At 58.4% G+C, this 25163-nt stretch carries 22 protein-coding genes and 1 pseudogene; 5 read left to right on the top strand and 18 right to left on the bottom strand.

Annotation, left to right across the window (positions count from 1 at the left end; translation table 11 throughout):
• Positions 1 to 28 precede the first annotated feature (28 nt).
• The 10 genes from J8I87_RS07150 to J8I87_RS07195 all read right to left on the bottom strand — a co-directional run bounded on the left by J8I87_RS07150 (position 29) and on the right by J8I87_RS07195 (position 10163).
• On the bottom strand, positions 29 to 1525 hold the full coding sequence (locus J8I87_RS07150) for a winged helix-turn-helix domain-containing protein (RefSeq protein ID WP_209930743.1): 1497 nt from the start codon (positions 1523 to 1525) through the stop codon (positions 29 to 31).
• 200 nt (positions 1526 to 1725) lie between these two features.
• Positions 1726 to 2115 (bottom strand): Rieske (2Fe-2S) protein, encoded by a 390-nt coding sequence (locus J8I87_RS07155; RefSeq protein WP_209930744.1) that lies wholly within the window; start codon positions 2113 to 2115, stop codon positions 1726 to 1728.
• Positions 2115 to 4214: an AraC family transcriptional regulator N-terminal domain-containing protein gene (locus tag J8I87_RS07160; protein ID WP_313064116.1), complete on the bottom strand. Its 2100-nt coding sequence runs from the start codon at positions 4212 to 4214 to the stop codon at positions 2115 to 2117. The genes J8I87_RS07155 and J8I87_RS07160 overlap by 1 nt, the downstream gene beginning before the upstream one ends.
• A complete protein-coding gene (locus J8I87_RS07165) occupies positions 4186 to 4476 on the bottom strand; it encodes an MmoB/DmpM family protein (RefSeq protein WP_209930746.1) in 291 nt (96 codons plus the stop codon). The genes J8I87_RS07160 and J8I87_RS07165 overlap by 29 nt, the downstream gene beginning before the upstream one ends.
• Positions 4477 to 4483: 7 nt before the next feature.
• Positions 4484 to 4723 carry a toluene-4-monooxygenase system B family protein gene (locus tag J8I87_RS07170; RefSeq protein WP_209930747.1) on the bottom strand — a complete coding sequence of 80 codons (240 nt, stop codon included), beginning with the start codon at positions 4721 to 4723 and terminating at the stop codon, positions 4484 to 4486.
• 34 nt (positions 4724 to 4757) lie between these two features.
• Entirely contained in the window at positions 4758 to 6260 is a 1503-nt protein-coding gene (locus J8I87_RS07175) for a toluene monooxygenase (protein WP_209930748.1), read from the bottom strand.
• Between the two features lie 47 nt (positions 6261 to 6307).
• Positions 6308 to 6790 carry a nuclear transport factor 2 family protein gene (locus tag J8I87_RS07180; protein WP_209930749.1) on the bottom strand — a complete coding sequence of 161 codons (483 nt, stop codon included), beginning with the start codon at positions 6788 to 6790 and terminating at the stop codon, positions 6308 to 6310.
• Between the two features lie 45 nt (positions 6791 to 6835).
• The gene (locus tag J8I87_RS07185) at positions 6836 to 7270 is read right to left on the bottom strand and encodes a nuclear transport factor 2 family protein (RefSeq protein WP_209930750.1); all 435 of its coding nucleotides are present in this window, start codon (positions 7268 to 7270) and stop codon (positions 6836 to 6838) included.
• Positions 7267 to 8301: a DJ-1/PfpI family protein gene (locus tag J8I87_RS07190; RefSeq protein WP_209930751.1), complete on the bottom strand. Its 1035-nt coding sequence runs from the start codon at positions 8299 to 8301 to the stop codon at positions 7267 to 7269. The genes J8I87_RS07185 and J8I87_RS07190 overlap by 4 nt, the downstream gene beginning before the upstream one ends.
• A 320-nt stretch (positions 8302 to 8621) precedes the next feature.
• Positions 8622 to 10163, bottom strand: a complete 1542-nt coding sequence (locus J8I87_RS07195) for a methyl-accepting chemotaxis protein (protein WP_209930752.1) — start codon at positions 10161 to 10163, stop codon at positions 8622 to 8624.
• Positions 10164 to 10367: 204 nt separating this feature from the next.
• Between J8I87_RS07195 and J8I87_RS44495 the strand changes: the two are divergent.
• Together J8I87_RS44495 and J8I87_RS44500 are read left to right on the top strand one after the other, a co-directional pair.
• A pseudogene (locus tag J8I87_RS44495) lies at positions 10368 to 10601 on the top strand (LysR substrate-binding domain-containing protein); the annotation flags it as partial.
• A gap of 43 nt (positions 10602 to 10644) precedes the next feature.
• Positions 10645 to 10914: a hypothetical protein gene (locus J8I87_RS44500; protein WP_245253776.1), complete on the top strand. Its 270-nt coding sequence runs from the start codon at positions 10645 to 10647 to the stop codon at positions 10912 to 10914.
• Between the two features lie 239 nt (positions 10915 to 11153).
• Here J8I87_RS44500 and J8I87_RS07205 read toward each other — a convergent pair whose 3' ends face one another.
• Positions 11154 to 11837 carry a type 1 glutamine amidotransferase domain-containing protein gene (locus J8I87_RS07205; RefSeq protein WP_209930753.1) on the bottom strand — a complete coding sequence of 228 codons (684 nt, stop codon included), beginning with the start codon at positions 11835 to 11837 and terminating at the stop codon, positions 11154 to 11156.
• 46 nt (positions 11838 to 11883) lie between these two features.
• Positions 11884 to 12726, bottom strand: a complete 843-nt coding sequence (locus tag J8I87_RS07210; RefSeq protein WP_209930754.1) for an SDR family NAD(P)-dependent oxidoreductase — start codon at positions 12724 to 12726, stop codon at positions 11884 to 11886.
• A gap of 355 nt (positions 12727 to 13081) precedes the next feature.
• On the opposite strand from J8I87_RS07210, the gene J8I87_RS07215 reads away from it, so the two are divergent.
• The gene (locus tag J8I87_RS07215) at positions 13082 to 13495 is read left to right on the top strand and encodes a GFA family protein (protein WP_209930755.1); all 414 of its coding nucleotides are present in this window, start codon (positions 13082 to 13084) and stop codon (positions 13493 to 13495) included.
• Positions 13496 to 13608: 113 nt separating this feature from the next.
• Here J8I87_RS07215 and J8I87_RS07220 read toward each other — a convergent pair whose 3' ends face one another.
• The 5 genes from J8I87_RS07220 to J8I87_RS07240 all read right to left on the bottom strand — a co-directional run bounded on the left by J8I87_RS07220 (position 13609) and on the right by J8I87_RS07240 (position 17000).
• Entirely contained in the window at positions 13609 to 13767 is a 159-nt protein-coding gene (locus J8I87_RS07220; RefSeq protein WP_209930756.1) for a hypothetical protein, read from the bottom strand.
• Positions 13768 to 13898: 131 nt separating this feature from the next.
• The gene (locus tag J8I87_RS07225; RefSeq protein WP_209930757.1) at positions 13899 to 14324 is read right to left on the bottom strand and encodes an SRPBCC family protein; all 426 of its coding nucleotides are present in this window, start codon (positions 14322 to 14324) and stop codon (positions 13899 to 13901) included.
• A gap of 8 nt (positions 14325 to 14332) precedes the next feature.
• Positions 14333 to 15349: an aldo/keto reductase gene (locus J8I87_RS07230; protein WP_209930758.1), complete on the bottom strand. Its 1017-nt coding sequence runs from the start codon at positions 15347 to 15349 to the stop codon at positions 14333 to 14335.
• A gap of 403 nt (positions 15350 to 15752) precedes the next feature.
• Positions 15753 to 16049, bottom strand: a complete 297-nt coding sequence (locus J8I87_RS07235; protein WP_209930759.1) for a DUF4148 domain-containing protein — start codon at positions 16047 to 16049, stop codon at positions 15753 to 15755.
• 225 nt (positions 16050 to 16274) lie between these two features.
• Entirely contained in the window at positions 16275 to 17000 is a 726-nt protein-coding gene (locus J8I87_RS07240) for an enoyl-CoA hydratase/isomerase family protein (protein WP_209930760.1), read from the bottom strand.
• Positions 17001 to 17323: 323 nt separating this feature from the next.
• On the opposite strand from J8I87_RS07240, the gene J8I87_RS07245 reads away from it, so the two are divergent.
• Complete coding sequence (locus tag J8I87_RS07245) at positions 17324 to 18451, top strand: zinc-dependent alcohol dehydrogenase family protein (RefSeq protein WP_209930761.1); 1128 nt, start codon at positions 17324 to 17326, stop codon at positions 18449 to 18451.
• A gap of 62 nt (positions 18452 to 18513) precedes the next feature.
• The gene (locus J8I87_RS07250) at positions 18514 to 19203 is read left to right on the top strand and encodes a dihydrofolate reductase family protein (protein ID WP_209930829.1); all 690 of its coding nucleotides are present in this window, start codon (positions 18514 to 18516) and stop codon (positions 19201 to 19203) included.
• A gap of 27 nt (positions 19204 to 19230) precedes the next feature.
• Here J8I87_RS07250 and J8I87_RS07255 read toward each other — a convergent pair whose 3' ends face one another.
• On the bottom strand, positions 19231 to 24819 hold the full coding sequence (locus tag J8I87_RS07255) for an AAA family ATPase (protein WP_313064129.1): 5589 nt from the start codon (positions 24817 to 24819) through the stop codon (positions 19231 to 19233).
• Positions 24820 to 25163 lie beyond the last annotated feature (344 nt).

Raw genomic sequence — 25163 nt, forward strand, 5'->3', positions numbered from 1 at the left:
CTACTTTCCCTATTACTTCCGCCAACAGTTAATTGCAGGCGTAGTGAAGTTGCCCAGCGTGGCGCCGCATGATTGTTTCCGCCTCACCGCTCTCGGCGAGCTTTTGCAACGCGTACGCGCGGGTGATGCGCAACAGACGGTAGCGTGTGGTCGTGTCGCTTACATCGGCGCAAAGCAGCGACTTTTCAACCAGTTGGCCTACGCCGCCGATAACGTCGTTGGCAGTCATTTCACTGTCTTTCGCCAGATCGACTGCGACTTCGAGCGTGAACGGACCGGAGAGCACCGAGAGACGCTGCAGGATCGTGCCTTCGACTTGTGTCAGGAGCTGGTAGCTCCAGTCTAGCGCTGCACCCAGCGTGCGATGGCGTTCCAACACCGTGCGTCGGCTTTGATTCAGGAGTCGATGCCCGTCGTTCATAAGCTCCGACAACCCTCGGAGACCGAAAGATTCGAACCGCGCGGCAACCAGCTCGATCGCCAGAGCAATGCCGTCGAGGTTTCGACATATGTCGGCAACGATGGGCGCATCCTCATCGCGTAGCTCGAATCCTCTATGGGCCTCTGTCGCGCGGTCGACGAACAGCTGGACCGCCGGGAACTTCAATGCCTGAGCGACCGTGAGCGACGCGCTCTCGGGCGGGCTTCGAAGCGGTGGCAGCCGGTGCAGATGTTCGCCAGTCGCGCGCAGCGGCTGACGGCTGGCCGCGAGTACCACGACATTCGGCGCGCCGCGCATGACCTGTTCCGCAAGCAAAGCTGCATCGTCGATAACGTGTTCACAGCTGTCCAGCACGATCAGCATGTGCCTGTCGCGCAAATATGTGGTCAGCGCGAACAGGTTATCTCCGCTGCAAACTGCCAGCCCGAGCGCGGCGGCGGCAGCAGCGCAAACGTCCAGACCGGTTGGCGCCGCGAGGTCGACAAACCTGACTCCATGCGCGAAGCTGCCAACAAGTGTTTCGGCAATATGAAGCGCCACTGTCGTCTTGCCGATCCCACCGGGGCCGACTACGCTCACCAGGCGGTGACGGGACAGCGCTTCCCGAAGACTCGCAATGGCGTCCGCGCGACCGATCATTGGTGTAATGGACGACGGAAGATTACAGGCGCACTGTCCTGGTCCGTCCCGCAGTGCTGCGCACACGGTTGGCTCGCAGTACGAGACCGGCGCGACAAAAGTGTATCCGCGCCCTTTTATCGTGGCGAGATAGCGACGATCATGCTGGTCGTCGCCCAACACGCGTCGAAGGGCAGCGATATGGACCTTCAGATTGCTCTCCTCCACCTTCGCAGTCGGCCACACCCGTGCCATCAGTTCGCTCTTGCTGACCATGACGCCGGCATTCTCGACGAGCGCCGTCAGCAGCAACAGGGCGCGACCGCCTATCTGAACGGGTGTTTCCTGTTCAAGCAAGAGGTGCTGCCCCGGAAGCAGATGAAAAGGACCGAAAGAGAACCCACCCGCGACGGACTGCGAGCGATCTGACGCGCTCGTGCGCTGGTTCGGCATAAGAAAGCTCAACGGAAGATTTCCTGACATCGCGTATCCCGCCAATCGTTATCGGACTCAGGTTTCTTTATTGTTGTAGCCGTTGGTGCTCTCGTACAGTGCGCAAGCTGCCGTTTGCAGGAATGCACGCAATTCTTGCAGGATTCGATGACGCGACATCCTGATCCTCAGGACAGGCGAAGATGCCGTGCGAACAGATCGAACAGAAGCCCCTATGGTGTGCGAGCGGCGATCAGAATGCGGCCGTCGACGATCTGGACCGCATACCGGTTCAACTGTGCTCCGGCTGGATTGATGCCGCGACCGCTATGGGCGCAAAACTCCCATCGGTGGTTCGGGCACACAATGACGCCGTTGACGAATTCGCCTTCACTGAGCCGGCCGCCCTTGTGCGGGCACCGGTTCTCGTACGCGTGAACCGAGCCATCGATATTGACCAGCAACAGTGGGCCGACAACCGTCTGCGCCTCGATCATGTCGCCGATCCACAGATCGTCCGCGTCCATTACGTCGACCCAGGGTGCGCTCTGCGGCGCGTTCGACGGCGCGTCTCGCCCGCTCGGCGGGCTGCAGCCATCGTCATCCTTCGTACCTGCCGCCATCACATCCTGGTCTCCGTCGACTCCATGACATTGAGCGTTGGCCTTCCCCTGAACTGATTTGCATATTGACTCGGGGGTTCACCAAAATAGCCGGTAAAAGCCTTGACGAAGTGCGATGCACTTGCATATCCCGTGCGCGCGGCTGCCTCGCTGACACCCCAACCCTCGCGAATCATCAATACCCGTGCGCGTTCGAGTCGCAACTGCTTAAGAAAATGATAGGGCGACACGCCAATAATTTCCTTGAACGAATGCGCGAGGGTTGACGTGCTCGCGCCGACAGAACGGGCGATGTCGTCGATCGTGATCGACCGGCCGTACTCCGCCTGCATATAGCGAATAGCAGAAAACACCTTGCGCGACGTTTTCCCGTACAACGCGGCGCGCACCAGCCGCGGCGCCTGATCCTGGCGCAGCAGCCGAAACACGATCTCCCGAAGAAACAGCGGTCCGAGCAGGCGGCGCTCGCTATCGTCGTCCAGCGTCTTCAGAAAACGGATGACGGCATCGCGCAGATCGCCGTCGAACTGCGATACGTAGGCCTCGTCCTCCTCGTCATCGGTTGCCTGCTGAGCCTCGAGTGCAGGCAGGCTTTCAATCAGGACTTCCGCGAGTGCCGCCGCGGGAATCTGCAAGATCATTGAAAGAAATGGTCGCGCTGGAGAACCTTCGAGAATCTCAGCCTGCAACCGGGTGGCGCGGTTAATAACGAAATAGTTGGACGGGTCGAAGAAGTATTTCCGTCCGTTGATCGATACGCGCTTGCGCCCCTGCACGACGACGCAGAAAGCCAACGACGCCGTCTGATCCCAATGCGGCGCGACGGGAGCTTCGAAGCGATAGAACGTGAGTCCCGTCCATCGGCACGGATTGGCGCCTGGCTCCACGGCGTACCTGTCGAACAGTGCAATCAGCGGGTCGACGAGCACGGGAGGGGCATGCGAACGAGAGGTCGCGCCGCGCGCATTTTCTGCCGCTACGGCGCTTTTATCCATGTCCTCGGAAATGCCGGCTGAGGCAAGAGACTCCGTGATTGCACTGCGAGCCGCTTCGAGGGTCGCGAGCTCGTCCTGGCCTGGTGACGACACGCTGGTGAGCAACGTCGACAGTCCGCCCGCCGCATCCTCCGCGCGAGTGCGCCACTTTTTCACCCAGCGCACGAAGCTGCCGGCATTATCAGGACTTCGCTCTATCGCAAAGCGCGCAAGCGCACAACTCCAGCGAGTGGCGCGCGCAGAGTCCCTGGCAAGGTTCGTCAACAGCAGCCAGGTCAGGTCGTCACGGTTCTTGCGGGCGACATTCGCGAGCTGATTCAGCAGCACCTCGTCGAGCGCCGGCCGCAGAACGAGATTGACTGCCGTCAGGCACTCGGCCCAATCATAGGCAATGAGTGCAGTCTCCAATGCCTTTCTCGCCGGCTGCCACCCTAGATCCGCCTCCCAGATACGCCGCGCATCGTCGAGCACATGCACGTCGGGCCGCGCGCGTTGCAACTGGCGCGTCCGGTATGCGATCAGCGAACCTCGGCGCAGCAGATCCGCAGCCGAGAACGCCGCGCAATTCGTGATGTACGACGATGGCGCGATCGTACCCAGATACGCCTGGGTCATCTGCAACCCGTGAACCGGGTAACGGGTAGGAATCAATAGATGCGCAAGCGTATCCAGCCAGCGGGACGCGATGTCGTGATCATGCGCAGTGCTTTCATACTGATCGAGTACGCCCTTCAGAACGCTCTCCTGTTCGTCCTGCACAGTGACGTACTTTCGGTACGTCATCTCATCGGGATCGCGAAATTCGTTCCATTCCGGGACCTGCACCGGCGACTTGTCGCGGTACGTCAGGTACCACATATTGGCGGGTGTCGTCGGATTCAGTTCGAATGCAGCTGCACGGTGCTTGCGGACCGTGTAGTTCACTTCGTGTGTGACAATTTCGTATTCGCTGGGTACATGGCGAATCTCGCCAAACGCGCTCCAGGTACGCAATGGCCGTACTTCAGCATGCCCGGTCGTATCGCCCATCTGACGGCCTCCACTTATCCGGCACTCACGCTCGGCACCATCGACATCAGCGCTTGTACTGCCAGACAACATCATCCGAAGTAGTAATAATGCGTCCGGCAAACGACGCGAGCATCTGCTCCAGTTCTCGCATCTGGTACGGCCGCCCGATTTGACGTTCGATGGACTCCCGGCTCACGCGAAGAGACCACTCTGCCTGCACTCTGATATATGCGCCGCGGTCGACCACTTCGACTTCGCGGTCCGGGTTGTCTTCGACGATTGCGCGCACCACGGCATCCACCTCATCGACCATGCGCAGCACCGGTCCGACCAGATTTCTCTCGACTGTCACCATGCCTCCCTCACTCCGCGTAGCGGACCGTCAGACATTGCAGCGGCTGAATACCTGCGCCGGCGACCGTCTCGCTCATGGGCAACGGTTCGCCATTGAAATAGACGACCATTGGCGCATCTCGCCGTGCGACCCGGATACCGACTGCATGCTCCGCGATTTTTCCAGCGACCTCCGCGATGGTGTCGGTGTCGAGCACGAACACCAGTTGGGTGACGATGTCGCCTATAAATAACGCGTTGATCGGCAAGAGTGTCTGCCGTGTGCTCCGGGTCGTCATCATGTCAGGCCTGCACCTTGGTTTCATCGCGGTAAGAATGGGCCCACGCATAGTTCTTTGCGTCCTTCCCCATGACTTCAGGTGTCAGGCCCATATACTCCAGCACGCCATCCAGCGTTTGTGGCTGCACTTCGCCTTCGAGAAGCCGTTCTATGACGGTCTTCTGATGGATCGTGTCCTTGTCTTCCCACCAGATCTGGCGGCACGGTCTTGAGCAGAAGTGATACGTGTAGCCGTTATGTTCGAGTGGGTAGCTGCGCACAGGATATCGCTCGTTATTCGGCGCCGCTGCCGTGCCGATCGGCAGATGACAGCAGTTACACAACCACGGGAGTGTCTTTGGCAAGGTCTTTTCTTCCTGTCCGCTGTTGAGGTTCGCGATGATCGTGTCCCAGCCGGGGCCAAATTCCTTTTCCCAGCGCGGGTATTTTTCGCGCAGCCACTCGCGCTCGTCCTCGCTCACGCCACCCTGCGGTTTCCACCAGACCGTCGGACGCCAAAACCAGATTCCCATCTGAAGCGAGTGATGCCACATGTCGAGGCCATCGAGGAATTCCTGCCAGAACCACGGCTGTTTTAATCCATATTCCTTCAACGTGCGTTGATACTGATTGACCACCCACTCCTCCATAAACTCCTTGTACGACGATTTGCGATGTTCGAGGGGCGTGTAATAGTCCATGCAAATGCCGCTGATCACCGCGAACAGCCGCGCGCTGATCCAGAACGTCTTGTCGATCAGCCATTGAGCCCGTTTCGGATCGTGTCGCATCAGGATTTCCATGGTCGGATGTCCCTGCTGCGCATGGCGGGCCTCATCCGTCTGCACCGACGAAATCATGTTTGCGAAGTTGATGTCGGTGGAGCTAAGTGCGTCGGCTGCAAGTCCGATGAACTGAACATTGGTGAATGCAGTCTCGAACGTGAAAGGCAATTGAATTGCTATATCGACTGCGCTTGGATTCACCATCATGCCGTCGAACGCTGCCCGCCCGGCCACGGCCACCCATTCGTCCGTGTGATAGGCCTTGAGCGCCCAATCGTATTGTCGATCCCTGCTGATGAATTCATGAGCGAACAACAAGTCCAGTTGCGCGTGACGAATCTCGTCGAGCGAGCCGAACAATGCCATCTGTCGCCACGCCGGGGAAAGTCCGAAGCGCGCCATGCGCAATTCAGCGAGCACGGCGAGGTATTCGATCAGCGACACAGCGCCATAGTGAATCTTCGAGACTGATTTCCACCCTTCGTCGAGATGCTCGAAAATCGACGAGCGTCGCAGCGCCGACTTCACGGCATAGGCAGACGCTTCCTTCTCACGCTGTGTCGCAACGTACTCCGGATAGGTCACCTTATATGGCTCGTCCCACTGTTTCCATGCGTCGATCGGCACCTTGCCAGTACCCGACAACCATTCAGGAAACACTGCGTCCTGGTCGACATAGGAGAGCGTCCATTCGACGTCGCGATAAAGGTCGTACCAGTCTTCACGCCTGAGTGAAGCCATCTGTTCCTCCTATGCTCCATTCCGCCCGGATCGTCTCGCCGCGCGCATCAGTCACATTCGAGCCGTCCCAATTGCCGATACCAGTCTGCGGTGTCCCAATACGCGACGATGTCATCGATCAGGCCGTCGCGGTTGACGTGGAAAAGGAACAGATGCGCGAGATCGTAATGCTTGCCGCTATTGGCAATCGTCCCAAACGCCTTGACCTGTGTTCCGGCAATGGTGACTTCGACAGCAACATTGCCGTTCTCGTCGGTACCCATCCAGTTGACGTCATTGGTCAGGTCGGGAAATGCGTCGATCAACGACGACCACCATGTTTTTCCGATGCCGCGCACCTTGCCATCGCCACGCACCACGCGCTGCTTGCGCATCACCTCGGCTGGCACATAGCGGAAATTGGCGTTGTCCGCGCACACGTCGACCATGGCTTCTACGTCATGGCGGCGATAGGCGTCGAAGAAATAATGGACCGCGCGGCTCGCGCGTTCCCCCGTTACGATCGTACGGCCACGCGGGATTTCAGGCATCGATATCTCCTTGCCTTTAACCAGCTGATACTGCCTCAACCACAATCACATCGTGATCGTCACACGGTCCAGACGGCGCACGGCAAGCCGTCGGTATAACTGGTTCTGACACCAGAAAAGCTTCACGCCCTCTATGCGGTCATCGCGTGTGTGAAGCAACCACGCCTCATCGAGATCGACGTGTTTCTCCTGATTGATGGCGCCGAGAAATCCGCTCGCCTGTGTGCCGCCGAAGGTTGTCTCCACGGCCACGACATCGTCGCCGGTCGCAAACATGCGCCGCGTGGACAGGTTCAGGTCTGGGAACGCCGTCATCCAGCTCTCGAAGAATCGACGACCCTCGGCGTGAATCGCGCCGTCGAGCGCGAGAGGAACGATCTGGATGCGGCAATGCGGCGAGCACGTTGTAAGCGCACCGACGACGTCATGTCGAGCGAGGCAACTGATAAACGCATCGGCTATTTCGAGGGCGGAACTCATGCCGCACTTCCTTGCAGGACACCGAGCTTGCGCAATACCGCTTGAGCACACGCTTCGTCCGACATCTGGTTCTGTGCTGTCAACAGATGACGATCAACCACCACATGAGACACCCAGGCGGGCGCCTCATCATAGACTACGCCCCGGTTCTTCAATTCGCTTTCGAGAAACCACGCGGGCCGCTGCCGTCCGGCGATCGCCTGCTCTTCCTCTTCGTTGCTGAATGCCGCCACCCGATATCCATCGAATAACCACCCACCGTCAGAACCATTGCCCACGGAAAGCAGAGCAGCAGGCCCGTGACAGAGCAGCGCGATCAGGCGGCGCCGAGAATGCGCGAGCCGCAGCACACGTTCGACATCACGGTTGTCGGACAGATCCACCATCGTCGCATGTCCGCCAGGAATGAATATCGCATCGAACGAGAGTATTTCTTCGTCAGAGAGGCTCGCAAGCTCGTATGGCATGTTCAGTGCACGGTCACCTGCCAGTGCACGTTCGCAGGTTTGCGCAAGGACTTCACTATCGTGCCTGACCGCGTCGGCCAGTACTTGCGCTCGTGCGGGCGGTACGAGCGCGCTGACCTTCGGCCGCGCCGCAAGCGCTTCGAGGAAGCCAATGTCGTGTTTCCAGCTTTCCTTGGCCGCCGCTTCGACGTTCGCGCGAGCGATTCCGTGCGCCACATTCGCATATGTCAACGCTTCGTACACACGACGCGATGCGATCAGATCGAGTTCCGTAAAGTGGTGCAGCGTGAAGCGAATGCCTTCGGGATCGTCTGCGAAAGTCCTTACTATGCCTGCAAGAAAGTCCCTGTCGGTGTCGGGATAATGAAAACGTGGCTCGAGGCTGAAGGGGTCCGCAATGCCGGGCCGGCCATCCGTCGTGTAGATCCGCACTTCGAGGCCAGCCGCGCGAAACAGCCGCAGCGGCGTGTAAACCTCGTCAGCCCAGTAGCCAGTGGGAAGCGAACCGCCGCCTTTTAGCGGAAGCTCCCGAGCGCTGGAAATGACCATCAGGACGCGCGGCATGTTCACCTCCTCTCCGACTATTTATAGTCGCGGAGAAAATATCCTGCAATGCACGTTGGAGAAATGCCCATTCCTGCAATAGGTCAAGCACAACCGTGCCAGGAACGGCTTCCGAAAGCTATGAAGGAGTCAATTTAACAAGCGCAGACTTTCGCTTCGCACGCCGGTCGGCGCGTCGGAGCGCTGCACGCAGATACGTCGCGATCAATTGATCAGACGTAATTCCGCCAAAGGCGGCCTGTGCCAAGCTGATGACTTTTTTGACGCCGGGCCCGTGCCCATCACGCCACCGATCCGCTTCACTGAGCCAACGATGATCGTTACGCCGGCAGACGGAACGCCGACACAGAGTCCTGCAACTGCCGCGTCAGATCCTCCAAAGCTTGCGCGGCAGCCGCGACCTGTTCGACAAGCGCGGCGTTCTGCTGGGTGACTTCATCGATCTGTGAGACTGCTTGGGCGATCTCGCCAATGTTTGATGATTGCTCGCGCGATGCGTTCGAAATCTCTCCGACGAAGTCCGTCACGCGGCGCACATCGGACAAGATATTGGACATGCTGCCGCCCGCCTTCGACACCAGTTCGGAACCGTCGCGAACGAGTTGGCCCGAGGATTCGATCAAGCCCTTGACTTCCTTGGCCGCGTTGGAAGAACGTTGCGCCAAGGTACGCACTTCCCCTGCAACGACCGCAAACCCCCTGCCCTGCTCGCCCGCGCGCGCAGCTTCGACGGCCGCGTTCAGGGCGAGAATGTTCGTCTGGAACGCAATGCCTTCTATGATGGCAATGATGTCTGCCATGCTTTCTGATTGCGCGCGTATATTGGACATGATCGCCGTCACGCCTCGCATCGTCTGCTGACCATTTTCAGCGGACGTCATGGCGATGTTCGCCACCTGGCTTGCCTCGTGTGCGCTGTCGGCATTGAGCTTGACGCCACCCGATATCTCTCCCATACCCGCTGCCGTTTCCTGCAGGGAAGCGGCTTGTTCTTCCGTACGCGCAGAGAGATTGGTATTTCCTGCTGAGATTTCCTGTGCTGCCAGCCCGATCGCCTCGCTGCCGCTGCGTACCGCCTCGACGGTCGCCACCAGACCCTGACGCATCTCTTCCAGACTTTGCAGCAAGAGCCCCATCTCGTCGCGCGTTTGCATTTCGATCCGTTGCGACAGATCACCGCGCGCCACTTTGCCTATCTGCTCGAGTGCCAGATTCAACGGCGCACCGATTGCGCGCCCGATCTTCAGGTACGCCACCAACGCCGAGCCAAGTCCCGCGACCAACGCCAGTACCGTCACCACCCGAAACGTCGAAAACACGCTCTCCGAATGTTGATACTCACTCGACGTCGATTGCGTGCGGTAGTCGTTGAGTTGGTCGCAACTCTTCTGAAACTCCACGAACATCCGAAAACCGGCGTCCGATATGTCGACGGTTTGCTGTTTGTCTTTGGCTGCAATGGCTGCCGCGAGCTTATCGTAGATACCTCCCACTGCAGTCATCTTCGACGCAACCGCGTCTGCAAGCTGCCGTTCTTCCGATGACTTCGGCAATGACGCGTAGCGTCCCCACGAATCATTTGCATGAGCCTTCATCTGACCAGCAAGGCCCAGCAGACTTCTCACTTTCTGTTCGTCCTCGACCAGCATCGCACGATCCAGTGTCACGCGTTGCCGCAGCACATAGGTCATCGTGTCGCCGATAGCGATGGCACCTGGCAAGCGTTCGCCATAACTGACACGCCCGACCTCGTTGCTCGACGTCATGCCGACGAGGCCAAGCACGCCGACAACCAGAAGAAGAAGAGACAGCGCAGCCATTGCGATGGCAATGCGGGTTTTGATCGAAAAACTTGCAATCACGAACGCGTGGACCCAGTGAATGAGGTATGGCGCGGCTATGCAGCGGCGACATATTTGCACCGGCATATCCGCACACGGAGAAAGGCGGACAGATGCTAAAAAGGCCGCACCGATCTGTACACTAATATTCAGTTACCCTGCCATCGCCAAACGCGATGACACGCGCGCCTGTCTTTTCCGGAGGGCGGATCGGTGCGCGTGCTCGTGAATATCTCGGCAATTTCCACCTTCCGAACCGATGAACTGAAGGTTCTGGTTCCCGCCGATCACGCGCTCGCCAATCGCCGCCGGGTCGGCTACGCGGAAACGCTCGCTTACGAGCATGTCGTTCTTCGGCCCGGCACGCACCTGCATTTCCAGATGCTGGAGTCAGCAAGCGAAGCAGGCAGAACCCTGCGCGCCAAGGTTAAAGTGTCGTCGTATGACGCGTTGTGCCGCATGGTTCAGGTGGGATTGGGCATCGGCATACTGCCCGCCGGCAATGCCGAACTATACCTGGCTGCCAGGCAAGCGTTCGTTGAAGCTGGACGAGCCGTGGGCCACACGGGAAGCGGCGGTTGGCATGCGTCGCCGCGACGTGCTTTCTCCCGTCGCACGCCTGTTCTTCAAACCCGGACTCCTGGCGACGCGTGTTCATCCTGTCGAGCGTGCCGGCTTATTGCTGCATCGCGATCTTCATTATGCTGTTCGTCAAGGAATCGCCGGTCTGGCTCGCGAATCGCGGCTTCCTGAAGCGCAATGCCAGCAATGACAACATACTGCAAATTTTGAGGCCCGAGTATCGTCGCGCGACGCTGCTCGCGCTGACAATCTCGATCCTCGGCATGTACGGGTCGGATCGTTTTCGCCTACGTATCTGCAGAGCATGCTGCCGGTTCGCCGTGCACAGCCCGCCACTTTGCGGGCTGTGCCAACGCGATGATCCGCACGCAAACGACTGGCGCCGAGACTTACGCTTAATTCCCCAACGCGTATTGGACTTATTTCCTGTTATTTCCTGTTCAACTTCTCCAGCAGCGCTTTGGCACCCGGTCCCGACGATGCCGGATTTTGCCCCGTAATCAGCAAGCCATCTTCGAGTACATAGGATTCCCAGTCGGGACCTTTGCTATAGATTCCGCCCTTCGCCTTGAGTTCATCTTCGACAAGAAATGGCACGACTTTCGTGAGCCCGACGCCTTCTTCCTCGCTATTCGCGAACCCTGTCACTTTCTTGCCCTTGACCAGATACGCGCCGTCCGGTCCCTTCACATGGCGCAACGCGCCCGGCGCATGGCACACGAGCGCGACCGGCTTGCCAGCTGCGACCATGCTCTCCAGCAGACGGATCGAATGAGGATCTTCTGCGAGATCCCACATCGGACCATGGCCGCCGGGATAGAAGACAGAATCGAAACCGTCGTGTGTGACGTCGGCGAGTTTTCCCGTATTCGCCAAGACGGCATTCGCTTCGGCGTCGGCTTCAAAGCGGCGCGTCAGATCCGTCTGGAATGATGGCTCATTGCTCTTCGGATCCAACGGTGGCTGGCCGCCCTTTGGCGATACCAGGACCGTCTCTACGCCTGCATCCTTGAATACATAGTAGGGAGCGGCCAGTTCTTCGAGCCAGAATCCTGTTTTGCGACCGGTGTTCCCGAGCTGGTCGTGCGAGGTCAAAACGATCAGAATCTTCATGCTATCTCCTTTGCTTTTTCAGCATCGTAGGTCGGATAACTGAACTTCAGACAGGAATCTCCGCAGACGCGTTCGGATAGCGGGGATACCAGTTGTTTTTCGCACCGAGCGTGCGCACATCGAACTCGACGTCGCCTTCATAGCGCGGCGCATATCTGTTGAAGGCCGCTTCGATCTCGTTCCAGCGCGCCTTGATCCGCACCATATTGAAAGCGTGCGACACGATGTAGAACTCGCCGGCCTTGATCTGCTTCATGACCAGTGCGGCGTAGGCATCGGTGTCCATGCCTTCCTGCGTTTCCTTTGCCAGTTCGGAACGTACGAGACCGGGGCAAATCAGCGCAACTTCGATGTTTTTGGGCAACTCTTCTCGAAGCGCGACCGTCATCGCAAGCACCGCATGCTTGCTGAGCACGTAACCCGCGCCTTCCGGGATTGCATTAAAGAAGGCGTTTTCTGAACCAACGTTGTAGATCGCCGCCGGCGTTCCCTGTTCGATAAAGCGACGGCCAAAAATGGACACGCCGTTCCACACCCCGAACAGATTCACAGCAAGCACGCTTTGTACGTCTTCGGGCTTGGTATCGATCACCGTCGAAGGAATCGGACCGACGCCCGCATTGTTCACGATCACATCGACCCGTCCATACTTCTCCCACGCGAAGGTGGCGAGCGCCTCGACCTGCGCACGGTCAGTCACATCGCATTCCGCGATCTCTACCTGTTCAGCGATCTTGGACAGCGCCTTCGCGGCCTCTTCCAGCCGATTCTGCTGAATCCCTGCGATGACGAGCCGCGCGCCCTGCTGAGCAAACTGTTTTGCAAGCGCAAAGCCGATGCCCGTTGCACCGCCCGTGATGACAACCACCTTGCCGTTGAAGTCTTGCATAGCTTGTCCTTTTAGATCGGGCAATACGCACACGCACTGCCGAGGTTTCCACAGAAATCATCGATGTGCGATACGCCGTCATTACGCAACGCAACGGCGTCGACATCTTGCCATCCCACCAACGCCACAGACGACTCAAAGCCGTGCTGATACTTATTCTGAGCGACCGAATGGATCTCAGGTTTCAAGAAACATTGTTATTTACCGTTTCGAACATGGCGCCTTGAAATTAATCCTGTTTCTATTTTCTATTTTCATCGCTTGCGAAAAGGCACGGTCATAGGTCCATTTCCGTTAATTGGTTGTAGGCTTACTCATGCGGATGTGCTTTTCCATAGCGATGAGGTAACAAACCATGGCGAAGAAACACACGGGTAGATGTGCCTGCGGCAGCATCAAATTCGAGTTTGATACTACGCCGGACTTTATCGCAGACTGTTATTGTCTGGATTGCCAGAAGGCTAGCGGCGGTGTGATGGCCACGTGGTTCGGCGTTCCGGCCGACGATTTCACGCTGACTAGCGGTCAGGCAAAATCATTTCGCTATACGGCGGATTCGGGAATGACGCTCGACCGAAATTTCTGTCCGGAATGCGGATCACGACTTTTCACGAGCAACCTGGGGGCGTTCCCGGGTATGGTATTCGTGATGCTCGGCAGTCTCGACGATCCTGACTTCGTTGCACCCAAACTCGAGATATTCACCAAGCGCCGCCACAAGTGGATCAAGCATCCCAATGTGCCTCAATTTTCGGATATGCCGACCTGAATCACTGACAACGCCTGCCCGTCGCCGCTCACGCAAAGCACGCGTGAGCCTAATGCACGACGTCTTTCCTCGTCGGGTGAATGCCAGTGGTGGGCCGTGGCTATCAGTTCGTCTCAAGCGAAGCGCTGGTCCTGCGGTCCTTCCTCAAGCGCCTTACGCAACGCCGCGATGTGCGCCTTGAGAATGGCTTTATCGAAGACAACTTCATACAAGTGCTCTCCGGCAAGAACCGGATCGTTTATCAGGTGCGCGACGACACCGTGTTCATTCATCTGGTAGTCGATACACGCCGCGACCTGCAGGCTCTTCTACAATTAGATTCAAAGCCCCAGACTCCCCTCGGATAGACCCGGTCCCAACTCTCATCGGGTAGTCTGGAGCGTCCCCGTTCGTACCCGTTGAATCACTGCTTGTTTTGTTTCGCCAGTTCCGCGACTAGCGCCTTCAGGCCATCGTCATAGATACCCTGAAACAGCTTCGACGCTTCCTGATCGCTGACCGTAGTAGGCGTGAACCGGCCAGACCATTCGACCCGGCACGAACGGGCACCCGTATCGACGACTTTTAGCGTCGAGAGATAGTCTTTAACAGGAAACGGCGCCCGCAGAATTGCGTAACTGTAACTGCGTGCCGCATTGTCGAATGCGATCAACCTCTCGACGATCGCCTCGCCGCTCGGATTCGCGAGATGTCGCACACGTCCACCCTCGCTTAGTTCGCTCTTCGGAATGTAGGGTAACCAGTCTGGTAGTGAGCCGAAACCACCGATCAATTGCCACACCTGGTCCGCCGACAGCGCAATGTCGATACTAGAAGATGCCTCAGCCATGACGCCTCCTACTTTCGATCGATGGGCAATGGAGCAAGCGGCGACACCAGACGCTGTTCGCGCATTTCCCGCCAGAAGTCATCGGGAACGGCCACACTCAATGCGGCGACATCTTCCGCAATGCGGCTGGGATGACTGGCACCCGGAATAACGGCGGCCGTCGCCGGATGCGCAAGGCAGAATTGCAGCGCAGCCGCCTTGATCGGAATCTTGTACTTTTCCGTTAGCGCTTTGACCCGCGTGACTTTTTCGATGATCTCCGGCTTCGCCTGTTGATACTCGAAATGCGTACCGCCCGCGAGCACACCTGAACTGTATGGACCGCCAATCACGATATCGACTTTCTTTTCCAGTGCCGCCGGCATCAGACGCTGCAAAGCAACTTCGTGATCGAGCATTGAATAGCGTCCCGCTACGAGCATGCCATTCGGCTTCGCATCCGAGAGCGCTAACGTGAGTTCGATCGGTTCGACGCGGTTCACGCCGAGTCCCCATCCTTTAATCACACCTTGTTCCTGTAGACGCATCAAGGCCGGAAACGCCCCCTTACGAGAGATGTCGAACTGCGTGATCCACGCATCGCCGTGAAAGTCCTGCGCGATATCGTGAACCCACACGAAATCAATGTGATCCACCTGGAGCCGCTTCAAACTGTCTTCGATCGATTTCAACGTCCCGCTTTCCGAATAGTCATAAAGAATCCGGTTTTTTCGACCGAATTCGAAAAGGCCACCTTTTTCGCCGAAATCGCGGCTACCTGTCTCCAGTTCATCCAGAATGATGCGGCCGACTTTCGTGCTCAGGATGTATTCATCACGCTTGTGTCTGGACAGAGCTTCGCCGATGCGTAGCTCCGACAGCCCTGCCCCATAGAATGGCGCCGTGTCGAAGTAGCGTACGCCCTGCTTCCACGCTTCCTCGACCGTTGCCAGCGCCTCCTCCTGCGGAATGTTGCGGAACATGTTTCCCAACGGCGCTGCACCGAAGCCCAACGGACCGTTCAGCAAGCTGCTTCTGACACTCATCGCTAGCTCCCGGGTCATGACGACCCCAAAAATCCGGTTAATAGACTGAACCCTCGCATTTCCGGCAATGGCCTCCTCGTCAAGGAAGGTCGTCGCCGGATCTGCATGTATTCACTGCACTCATGTATTGACCATTGCCACAACCTCCAGAAACTCTTCGTGCTCTGCCTTGTCGCAAAGAGTCGGTAAGCACTGTGGCCGACTCAAGATATGCTTGCGCAGGGACGCGAACAAGACCTACAAAAGGTTCACGTGTTATTTAAGAAATGCACGGACCTATACTTTTGTATGTGACACAACGGCTTGTATTGCGGGCAATTTGTACGGATGTTCGTCGGCGATGGGTGAGCGCGAAACCGTACGCGGGGCTAAGCCCGCGCACGCATGCGTGAATGAAAAAGCTTTATTGACCTGTACCTTGCCCGATGCCCGCTTTCTTCTCGGCGTCCTGGATATCCTGCGGGTAATTCGGGTCGCTCGCGCGACCGGGCTGATAGCCCGCGTCTTCGAGCTTCTTCAGTTCAGCGTTCTTTTTGGCCCGCGCTTCCTTGCGTGCCTCCTTGCGCTGCGCCTTCGTCGGTGTGGGTGAGGATGCGATCGCGCCTGTCGCAGCGTCGGTCTGCGCAAATGCTGGCCCCACCGCGCCGATCCCTAGCGAGATCGATACGACGAGCAGGTTCAGTTTTCTGACGATATGCATGTGCTGTTCTCCGGATATGCGTCGGTTGACGCTTCGAGTGCTTCGGCGATACCACCCTTGCCGGCGACGTCGTGGTCGCAAGAAGCCACTCTCTTATCATTCTGTCGCGGCTCACTGCATCGCGGCTTTCAAGAACGATTGGTTTTGTCCGTTCTACCCGGAGATGATCGACAGTTTTTTAGAACAACTGGCTCAACCGTAGATCGCATGCGCGCCGGAATGCTATTAGTAGCTGCAACGCCCGGTTTCAAATCCAACTGCAATCGGCATGTCCTCAGTATCGTTCAACAGCTTCTTCGCCGCGCGCTGCGGGCGAGCCGAAATCGCAAGTAGCTCTCGGGCCAGCTCAGTCGTCACACGCTCAAGTTCACTGCTCACAACGAATTCGGTCGCCATGCCCCAGTCATAGGCCTGCACGCCACGAATCATCCGCGAGCGCATCACGACATCCTTCAGCCGCGCGAAGCCCACTAATCTTTGAAGACGCACTGCGCATTCGTATCCAGGCACTTGCCCCATTTTTTGCGCGGTCAGCGCGTAGAGCGTCGTGTCCGTGGCAATTCTGAAATCGCATGCCAGCGAGAACTCGAAGCCCGCACCGAAGCAATACCCGCGATTTGCCGCGATCACCGGCTTGCTGCAACGTGAGGGCGCACTAAGATCCCACGTACGCTTGCAGGCGTCCTCCCGCGGCACATCTGTCGTTTCCTCATGATCGCTGCCGCGAGAGAAATGTTCTCCAGACGCCCGCACGACAATAACCCGCACTGCTGGGTCAAGATCCAGCGTTTCGAACGCTGCACGCATTTGCGCACACTGGCTGGCTGAAATGAGGTTGAACGGTGGCCGATCGAGAATGATATCGGCGCGCGCGCCCTTCTCGGCGAATTCAACCCGGAAACCATCGAGATCGGCCGGCGCGTCTGCGGTGCGATAGACAGCCTGTGCCATGGGGCCTCAGTGTCAACGACATTCTTTCGTCGTATCAAATAACGATTGGGTACCTTCTTCAGAATAGCGTTTCAATTTAAATGAAACGTTATTAACTAAGTTGTAGAAGAGCAAGGAAGGGTTTACCCGCTGGAAAACAATGAGTTATCGCATCACATGCCCCGTGTAGAACGAACGCACAGGGCGCAGCAGACCGTTAGTTGCATGCTCTAGGCCGGACTCTGCTTAAGCGCACGCTTTCCCACTACGCACTTGCGCCGGCAGCCTCTCGTGAAGTGCGCTAAGTTGCGCCAAATATCGAGTGGCCCGCGCTTGGAGGTCCCATGAAAGTGAAAGCCGCCGTGCTGAACGCTGCGGGCGCCCAACCCAAATATGCCGACAGCCAGCCTCTAACCATTGAGACCGTCGATCTGCAGGGACCTGGCGTCGGAGAAGTACTCGTGAAGATATCGGCGGCCGGTTTGTGCCATTCCGATCTTTCAGTGATCAACGGTGACCGTCCGCGGCCGCTTCCGATGGTTCTCGGGCACGAAGCGTCCGCTGTTGTCGTCGAAGTGGGATCAGGTGTCGTCGACCTGCAAGCAGGCGATCATGTGGTCGCAGTCTTCGTACCCAGTTGCGGTCACTGCGAACCTTGTGCGGAGGGACGTCCGGCGCTCTGCGTGCCGGGTGCTACAGCGAATACTGCCGGCACGCTGCTGTCCGGTGGACGCCGTTTGCAGTATCGCGGGGAGCCCATCAATCATCACTTGGGCTGCTCGGTATTTGCGGAATACGCGACCTTGTCGCGTCGATCGCTCGTGAAGATCGACCCGGACATACCACTCGACACGGCAGCGCTGTTCGGTTGCGCTGTACTGACGGGCATGGGCGCAGTGATCAACACAGCCGGATTCAAGGCGGGTATGTCGATTGCCGTAATTGGTCTCGGCGGTGTCGGCATGGCTGCGTTACTTGGTGCAATCTCGGCGGGCGAGCGGCAGATCGTTGCCGTCGATCTCGCGGATTCGCGCCTGCAGTTTGCGCGCTCGCTCGGTGCGACACATGTCTACAATGCCCGTGATCCGGATACGGAAACTGCCATTCGCGAGGCAACTTCAGGCGGTGTCGATCGCGCATTGGAATTCGCGGGCGCCATTCCCGCCCTGGGTCTCGCGTACAACGTGACGCGTCGAGGCGGTGTCACGGTCACCGCGGGTCTGCCGCCGCCTACATCGACATTCGGCCTGTCCGTGGCGAAGCTTGTTGGCGAAGAGCGCAATCTGAAGGGCAGTTACATCGGTACTTGCGTGCCTTCACGCGATATTCCGCGCTACATGAGCATGTATATGCAAGGACGTCTTCCCGTCGATCGGCTGCTAACGGGTCGTTTGACGCTCGACAACATCAATCACGGCTTCGATCTTCTTCACGAAGGCGAGGCCATCCGGCAAATCGTGACGTTCATCTGAGACCAGCCGAAAGCGCGGCGCGTTTGAATCCACTTGAACGAATTGACATGGAACGTGCAAACATGAAACCGTATATCGTCGCTCACATGATGTCTTCGGTTGACGGCCGCAGTCTGACCGACGGCTGGCAACGCAAGTACGTTTTCGGCATGTACGAAGAGACGGCCGCCAGGTTCGAAGCTGACGGCTGGATATGCGGCCGTGTCACCATGCAGGAAGTGTCGCATGGCGACGACTACCCCAAAGGACTCGCAAAAACGCCCATCCCACGCAGCAACCAGTTTGTCGAGCGCAACGCCAGTCAGTACGCGATTTCCATCGATCCGCAAGGGCATGTGGCATGGAAGAGCAATACTGCGCTCAAGTCGCATGTCATCGAGGTTCTGACCGAAGAAGTCGCCGACGACTACCTGGCGTATCTTCAGTCCATCAAAGTGTCGTATATGTTTGGCGGAAAGAGCGAGATCGATCTTGAACACGTCGTGCAAACGCTATCGACTGAGCTTGGTGTCAAGAAGCTGATCGTCGAAGGCGGGTCGCGTGTGAGCGGCGCGTTCGTGAATGCGGGCCTCGTCGATGAGGTCAGCGTACTGCTCATCCCGCTCGTGGATGCTCGCTGTGAACATCCATCGTCATTCGAAGTGGCAATGGACAAGTGGCACGCACCGACTTATCTGAACCTCGAGTCGGTCGAAAAACTCGAACACGGCGCAGTCTGGCTGCGTTACACGGTAGAAATATCGAGTACCTGAAATCTGGCGGGAATAACGCACGCGTTTTCACGCGGCGTCACTCGCCAGCGGCAGCAAGAAGTAAAAGCGCGCACCGCCGAGGGCAGATTCGTTGTCGGCTGAAATGGTGCCGCCATGTGTCTCGATGATCGAATGGCAGATGGGCAAACCCATACCCATGCCGTTTTCCTTGGTCGTGAAAAAGCTTTCGAACAGGCTATTCAGATGTTCAGGCGCAATACCCGGACCACTGTCCTCGACGGAACAGCGCAATGTGGCGTAATCCTGCACAGCGACGGAAATGACGATGTCGCGTCGCACGCTGCGCGCCTGGTCGATGGCCTGTATTGCATTCACTGCGAGGTTCACGATCACCTGCTGAAACTGGATGCGGTCGCCGAGTACTTTCGGCGCGCCATCAGCGGGTTGATGCGTCACGGTGACATGACGCGAGTGGACCTCATGGCGCAAAAATACAAGCGCCTCGTCGATGAGGTCATCGAGCGAGACGACGGTACGTTCTGGTGCCCGCCGAACAGCCATTGCGCGAATGCGGCCAATGATGTCCACTGCATGCCGTGCATCGGCGATGATGCGCCGGTTCGTGGCCAGCGCCTCTGTAATGCCAGGCGTCGGACGGTCAAGCCAGCCCAGACTCGCCTGGCCATTCATCGCAATTGCGGCCAGCGGTTGTTTCAGTTCGTGAGCAATCGATGCCGTCAGTTCCCCGAGCATCGAAATGCGTGCGGCGTGCGCGAAGTCCTCCTGCACCCGTTGAAGCATCTCTTGCGCGCGGATACGCTCGGTCATATCGACCAGACTGATCACGGCCATGCCTCTGTCGTCGCTCATACCACGGCGCGCAACGGTAAATAGCACATCGATGATCCGGCCATCGAGCGTCGGCAGTTTCGTCGTTTCCTGAAAGATCGCTTCACCGTAATACCTGCTCTCCAGCGCATGAACAAATGTCGCGGGGCTTTCTCGCCAGACCCATGAGTACGGGCCCAGCATCTCGCTCCTGTCTCGCGCGCCGAACATCTGTATCGCGTAGTTATTGACGTCCTCGATAACCGGCGCCTCAGCCGCACGGGCCAGCCACTCCGGATGCTCAGCGATATACGCCGACAGATTCTCGACGCCTTGCGCGCGCAACTCCGCCAACATCATGACCAATGTCTGCGCGTCGACCTGCCAGAGCCCAACTGGCGTTTCGCTAAAGAGATGCCGATAGCGATGCTCGCTACGTTGCAGGTCCGCGTAGAGCCGCGCATTCTCCAACGAAATGGCTGCCTGTGACGCCATCAATCTGAGCACCGCTGTGCGGGAGGGCGTAAAAACATGCGGCGTCAACGTGTTCTTGAGATACAGAACACCGATCAGCGTTGCCTGCTTGATCAGCGGAAGACACAGAATAGATCGGCTGCCGCGTCGCCGGATGTATTCGTCGCCTGAAAAAGGGCCTTGCTCCAATGCATCGTCCAGCAGCAGGCTTTCTCTCGCCCGGATCACGTAGCGCAGGATCGACTCAGGCAATTCAGCAGGTGCGACGCGCGCATGAGGCATGCGGACATCGACGGTGTCGCGTATCGTCGTCGCTTCCGCTTCGATCCACAATTCATCGCCTTCCGGCAGCACCAGCACGCCACGGTCGCCGCCCGCATGTTCGAGCGCAAGCACCATCAACGTGTGGATCAGTTCGGTTAGGCCGATCTCGCTGAACACGGCCTGCGAAACCTTGACAACCGTTCCGAGTTCCAGTTGCTCGACCGAAGTCGCGATCGTGTTCTCAGCACGCGACGGCGACTCTTGCCGAAGTGCCGCGTGGGTCTCATCGAGTTGACGGACCTTGCCATCCGCGCCCCAACGCAGATAACACGACCGGGCATTCCGAAAATACGTGTTCGCGATGGTCTCGAAGCCTCGCGCGGCATAGAAGCTCGCCGCGAGTTCATTCGCGAGCGCCTGATTCTGTATGAAGCCGTGCTGATGACTCGAATGGATGGCTTCCTCGTAAAGCTCCATCGCTTCAGCGACTCGCCCTTCGATTCTCGCAATCTCTGCCAGCACCAGCGCGTGCCGGTTGCGAAAGTTCTCCGGGCAGTTCTCGGTCCAGAGTTCGAATTTACGCAGCTTCGTGCCGAGAATCTCCCTGTATTCCCGCTGCTGCGCAACGGACACCGTCGGATAAAGCGCCGTCAATGCCAGCGCGTGAAAGAGGTGAAACGTAGCCTCGATTGGCATGCTCATGGCAGCAGGAAGCACCGGTTCGGCCTGCAATGCGCAGTCGAGCGATTCTGCGTACTCACCGTTCAGGAAGGCGAGTATCTGCTTCATGATGTGATAGAACACGATGCCGCAGCCGAAGGTCGCGGTGACGATCGTGGCGAAGCTCGCGGCTTCATCGAACGAGCTGTCTCCGAGACTCAACGGTTTTGCCGATCTGCCCTGCAAACTGGCGACGAACTGCTGCTCGAGCCGGATCGTTTCATAGACGGCATCGTTATGGCTCTGTTTTGCGAATGCCGCGTATTTCACCGATTGAGCCTGCACGTCCTCGAGTGCATCGCCCTTTTCGATTAACTGCCATATCGTCTCGAAGGCGAGAAAGCCGCCATACACGAAATCGCCCACTTCGAGGCAGGCAGTAAAGGCCCGCTCCAGAATGGGCACGCCTGTCGCAATGTGATGTCGCCAGAAGTTGACGTGATCGCCGTGCAAATGAAGCAGCGTTCCCCGCAAGCGCACGTTCCCCAGCTTCTCGTTGAGCTGCAGCGACAATTCTGAAAACTGGAACGCGGACGATATGTCGCCGACAACCGAGACCAGCATCAGCGAATACACGCCGTACGCGAACGCCGACTGATCCGTGTTGCCGTGCCGCATGGAAAGATTGACCGCCTTCAGGGTGATCAGCGGATAAAGCGCCGGGCGCCCGATATACGCGCAAGGCACAGCGTCGACGAGCAGATTGATGATCGCCTGCATCGTGAGGTCCGTTGCCATCGGCGCGTCGAGCAAATCGATGATGGCGCGCTTGCCGAGAATCGCGGACAAGTCCCGGAATTCGGCATCGACTGCGCGCTGAATGTCATCTTCATTCTCTGGAAGAACCAACCCGAAATCCCGCAGCGCGCCGACCGCGACGGCAAAGCCGTCGTAGTACTTGCTCGCAACCTGATACAGCTTGATGCGCAAGCTGTACACCTTGGCCCGATCGAGCTTGCAGCGCGCCTGCCCCAGAATCATGTCGAACATCGCGTCTGCCGTATCGAAGTTTCCCACCAGATACTCGCACTCGGACAGTTCCAGGTAGAGATCGAAGGTCTGCGAATAGCGTCGCGTCCATGCATCCGGCGAAAGCAGCGCGGCGGCTTGCGCGAAATGATTGCGCGCCGACAGATAAGCCGTCGAGTATTTGGCGCGTCTGCCCGCCGTGACGTTCAGCTCGACGACCCGCTCGCGCTCCTGCTGCGTCGTAATCAATGCGACGCCGCGATTCAGGTGATTCACGATATCGAAGATGCCGTCTTCGAGTTCTTCCGGTGCCGTGCGCGACGCGAGTATCCGGCCAATACGAAGGTGTGCCGCGGCACGCTCGCGCTCGGGAATCAGCGCATAGGCCGCTTCATGCACGCGATCGTGCACGAACTTGTAGGCACTCTGCACGCGGAACACGAGGCCCGCGCTGACGGCTTCCCACAGCTTCGCGTCGATGTCTTCCTCGGTGCCGCCTTGAACCAGCGTGAGTGTCGCCAGCTCGACGATGTTGCCAAGGCACGCGAGCTCCTTTAACGCGTCCTGCGTGGCAGCGGGCTGACGTCCGAGCTTGACCGCCATCAGATCCGCGACGTTTTCCGTAAAACCCTTTGCGCGAATGCGCGGCAAATCCCACGTCCAGGTTGCGGCATTAGCGTTGAACGCAAGTAGCTTCTCCTCGGCCAGCGTCTTCAGAAACTGGATCGCAAAGAAGGGATTGCCACCCGTCTTCTGATGCACCAGTTGTGCAAGCGGCCGTGCTTCATCCCGCTCGCAGTGAAGTGAGTCAGCGATCAATTCGGTCACGCTCTCCGGCATCAGCGGAGTGAGCACGGTTTCCTCCACGCTCCCGCCCGCGCGGCGGATCATGCCGAGCGTGCGCATGAGCGGATGCGACGGACCGACTTCGTTGTCGCGATACGCGCCAACCAGCAGCAGATGTCGCACCTCCGGATGCGTCGCGAGATGTTCGATCAGGTCGAGCGTCGCTATGTCCAGCCATTGCAGATCGTCGACGAACAAGGCAAGCGGATGCTCGGGCCGCGCAAACACGCCGAGAAAGCGGCGGAACACGAGCTGAAAGCGGCTTTGCGCATCGCGTGGCGGGAGAACCGGAACAGGCGGCTGCTCGCCGATGATCAGCGCCAGCTCGGGAATCAGGTTCACCATCAGCTCGCCATTCGAACCCAGCGCTTCCATCAGGTCGCGCCGCCACTGACTCACTTCATCGTCGCTCTTGCCCAACAGCTCGCGCACCAGCGACTGAAAGGCCTGCGCCAATGTCATGTACGGGATATCGCGCTTGTACTGATCGACCTTGCCCGCCGCGAACAGGCCGCGCGGCGGAACCAGCACCTTGTGCAATTCATTCACGACGGAAGATTTGCCGATACCCGCATAGCCCGACACGAGCACCGTCTCGGCCTTGCCGCTGGCCACCACACGGTCGAATGCTTCGACAAGTGCCTCAATCTGGGCTTCGCGTCCGTAGAGTCTTTCGGGAATCAGCAGCCGGTCGGACGCATCGTGTGCGCCCGGCGGAAATGAGTCGATCCGTCTGTTCGCTTCCCATGCCGCGATACAGGTTCTGAGGTCGGCTTCGACGCCCGCAGCCGTCTGGTAGCGGTTTTCGGCCGTCTTGGCGAGAAGCTTCATGACGATGCTCTCGACGGCGGCCGGGATCGCGCCGCCCCGCTCACCCGCCGGCGGCGGCCTTCGAGCGATATGGCAATGGATCCATTCCATCGCGTCGGACGCATTGAACGGCAGCGTCCCTGTGAGCATCTCGTACAGCGTGACGCCCAGCGAATAGAGGTCGCTGCGCGCATCGATCGAGCGATTCATCCGGCCGGTCTGCTCCGGCGCCATATAGGCAAAAGTGCCCGCAATAATCTCGGGGGGCGAAGGCGGTTGCCGTTCCTGCGGCAGTTGTGACGCGATGCCAAAGCCCGTCAAACGGATGTTGTCGTTTCCGTCGATGAGTACATTCGCTGGTTTGATATCCTTATGGATCAAGCCTGATCGATGCATATGGCCAACGACGACGGCCAGGTTAAGTGCGAGACGCAGGAAGCGCGTGAGTTCGAGTGGTCCATGCAGGATACGGTCGAGCGGCTCATAACCGTGATCATCGAGGACGAGGGTCGGCAGCGAATTGTGATGACTGAGCGCGAGCGGTTGAGCCGCCCATCGAGGATCGAGAACGGGCGCTAATGCAAATTCGCGCTCAAGGCGCGCAACGCTTCTGGACGCCGGCCGGGCCGCGACCAATGTCAACACCGAGACGGGATTGCCGGGCTGCCGGGCGCGGTACAACGAGAAATCTCCATCGGCGCGGAGCGACTCCAGCTCGTATCCGGTGAGATCCATGTAATCCATGTTGTCTCATTGTGAACTCTGTTCTTTCGCGATTCTGCGCGTTTCTATCCTCCTTCGCCAGCATGAGGGCGCAGTCGCGCCCGCGTGTGCCGTCTTACTGAGCCGTGAGGGTAGCCGGGCAATGAGTACCCGCCAGGACATCGAGGCTCCGCCGAGCGCTTCGCGCGGGGCCTGGATCAATTGAGGGCGGCAACGGGCAGTAATAGTTCATCCGCGATCGATTGACCTGCGGTAAAGCCCTTCAACATCGCGTCAACCTGCGTGTCGAAGCCGCGACCGGTTCGTCCGTTACGCCAAACTGAGGGAAAGCGGGCACGCGTCCGTTCGCGCTGAAAATCTCGACG

This window comes from Paraburkholderia sp. LEh10, assembly GCF_017814945.1.
Lineage (GTDB): Bacteria > Pseudomonadota > Gammaproteobacteria > Burkholderiales > Burkholderiaceae > Paraburkholderia.

Bases quoted from the DNA above. Each gene is read 5' to 3' on its own strand.
- J8I87_RS07155 (WP_209930744.1), bottom strand. From the start codon at position 2,115: ATGGCGGCAGGTACGAAGGATGACGATGGCTGCAGCCCGCCGAGCGGG.
- J8I87_RS07160 (WP_313064116.1), bottom strand. From the start codon at position 4,214: ATGATGTTGTCTGGCAGTACAAGCGCTGATGTCGATGGTGCCGAGCGT.
- J8I87_RS07165 (WP_209930746.1), bottom strand. From the start codon at position 4,476: ATGGTGACAGTCGAGAGAAATCTGGTCGGACCGGTGCTGCGCATGGTC.
- J8I87_RS07175 (WP_209930748.1), bottom strand. From the start codon at position 6,260: ATGGCTTCACTCAGGCGTGAAGACTGGTACGACCTTTATCGCGACGTC.
- J8I87_RS07180 (WP_209930749.1), bottom strand. From the start codon at position 6,790: ATGCCTGAAATCCCGCGTGGCCGTACGATCGTAACGGGGGAACGCGCG.
- J8I87_RS07185 (WP_209930750.1), bottom strand. From the start codon at position 7,270: ATGAGTTCCGCCCTCGAAATAGCCGATGCGTTTATCAGTTGCCTCGCT.
- J8I87_RS07190 (WP_209930751.1), bottom strand. From the start codon at position 8,301: ATGCCGCGCGTCCTGATGGTCATTTCCAGCGCTCGGGAGCTTCCGCTA.
- J8I87_RS44500 (WP_245253776.1), top strand. From the start codon at position 10,645: ATGCCGAACTATACCTGGCTGCCAGGCAAGCGTTCGTTGAAGCTGGAC.
- J8I87_RS07205 (WP_209930753.1), bottom strand. From the start codon at position 11,837: ATGAAGATTCTGATCGTTTTGACCTCGCACGACCAGCTCGGGAACACC.
- J8I87_RS07210 (WP_209930754.1), bottom strand. From the start codon at position 12,726: ATGCAAGACTTCAACGGCAAGGTGGTTGTCATCACGGGCGGTGCAACG.
- J8I87_RS07215 (WP_209930755.1), top strand. From the start codon at position 13,082: ATGGCGAAGAAACACACGGGTAGATGTGCCTGCGGCAGCATCAAATTC.
- J8I87_RS07220 (WP_209930756.1), bottom strand. From the start codon at position 13,767: ATGAATGAACACGGTGTCGTCGCGCACCTGATAAACGATCCGGTTCTT.
- J8I87_RS07225 (WP_209930757.1), bottom strand. From the start codon at position 14,324: ATGGCTGAGGCATCTTCTAGTATCGACATTGCGCTGTCGGCGGACCAG.
- J8I87_RS07230 (WP_209930758.1), bottom strand. From the start codon at position 15,349: ATGAGTGTCAGAAGCAGCTTGCTGAACGGTCCGTTGGGCTTCGGTGCA.
- J8I87_RS07235 (WP_209930759.1), bottom strand. From the start codon at position 16,049: ATGCATATCGTCAGAAAACTGAACCTGCTCGTCGTATCGATCTCGCTA.
- J8I87_RS07240 (WP_209930760.1), bottom strand. From the start codon at position 17,000: ATGGCACAGGCTGTCTATCGCACCGCAGACGCGCCGGCCGATCTCGAT.
- J8I87_RS07245 (WP_209930761.1), top strand. From the start codon at position 17,324: ATGAAAGTGAAAGCCGCCGTGCTGAACGCTGCGGGCGCCCAACCCAAA.
- J8I87_RS07250 (WP_209930829.1), top strand. From the start codon at position 18,514: ATGAAACCGTATATCGTCGCTCACATGATGTCTTCGGTTGACGGCCGC.
- J8I87_RS07255 (WP_313064129.1), bottom strand. From the start codon at position 24,819: ATGGATTACATGGATCTCACCGGATACGAGCTGGAGTCGCTCCGCGCC.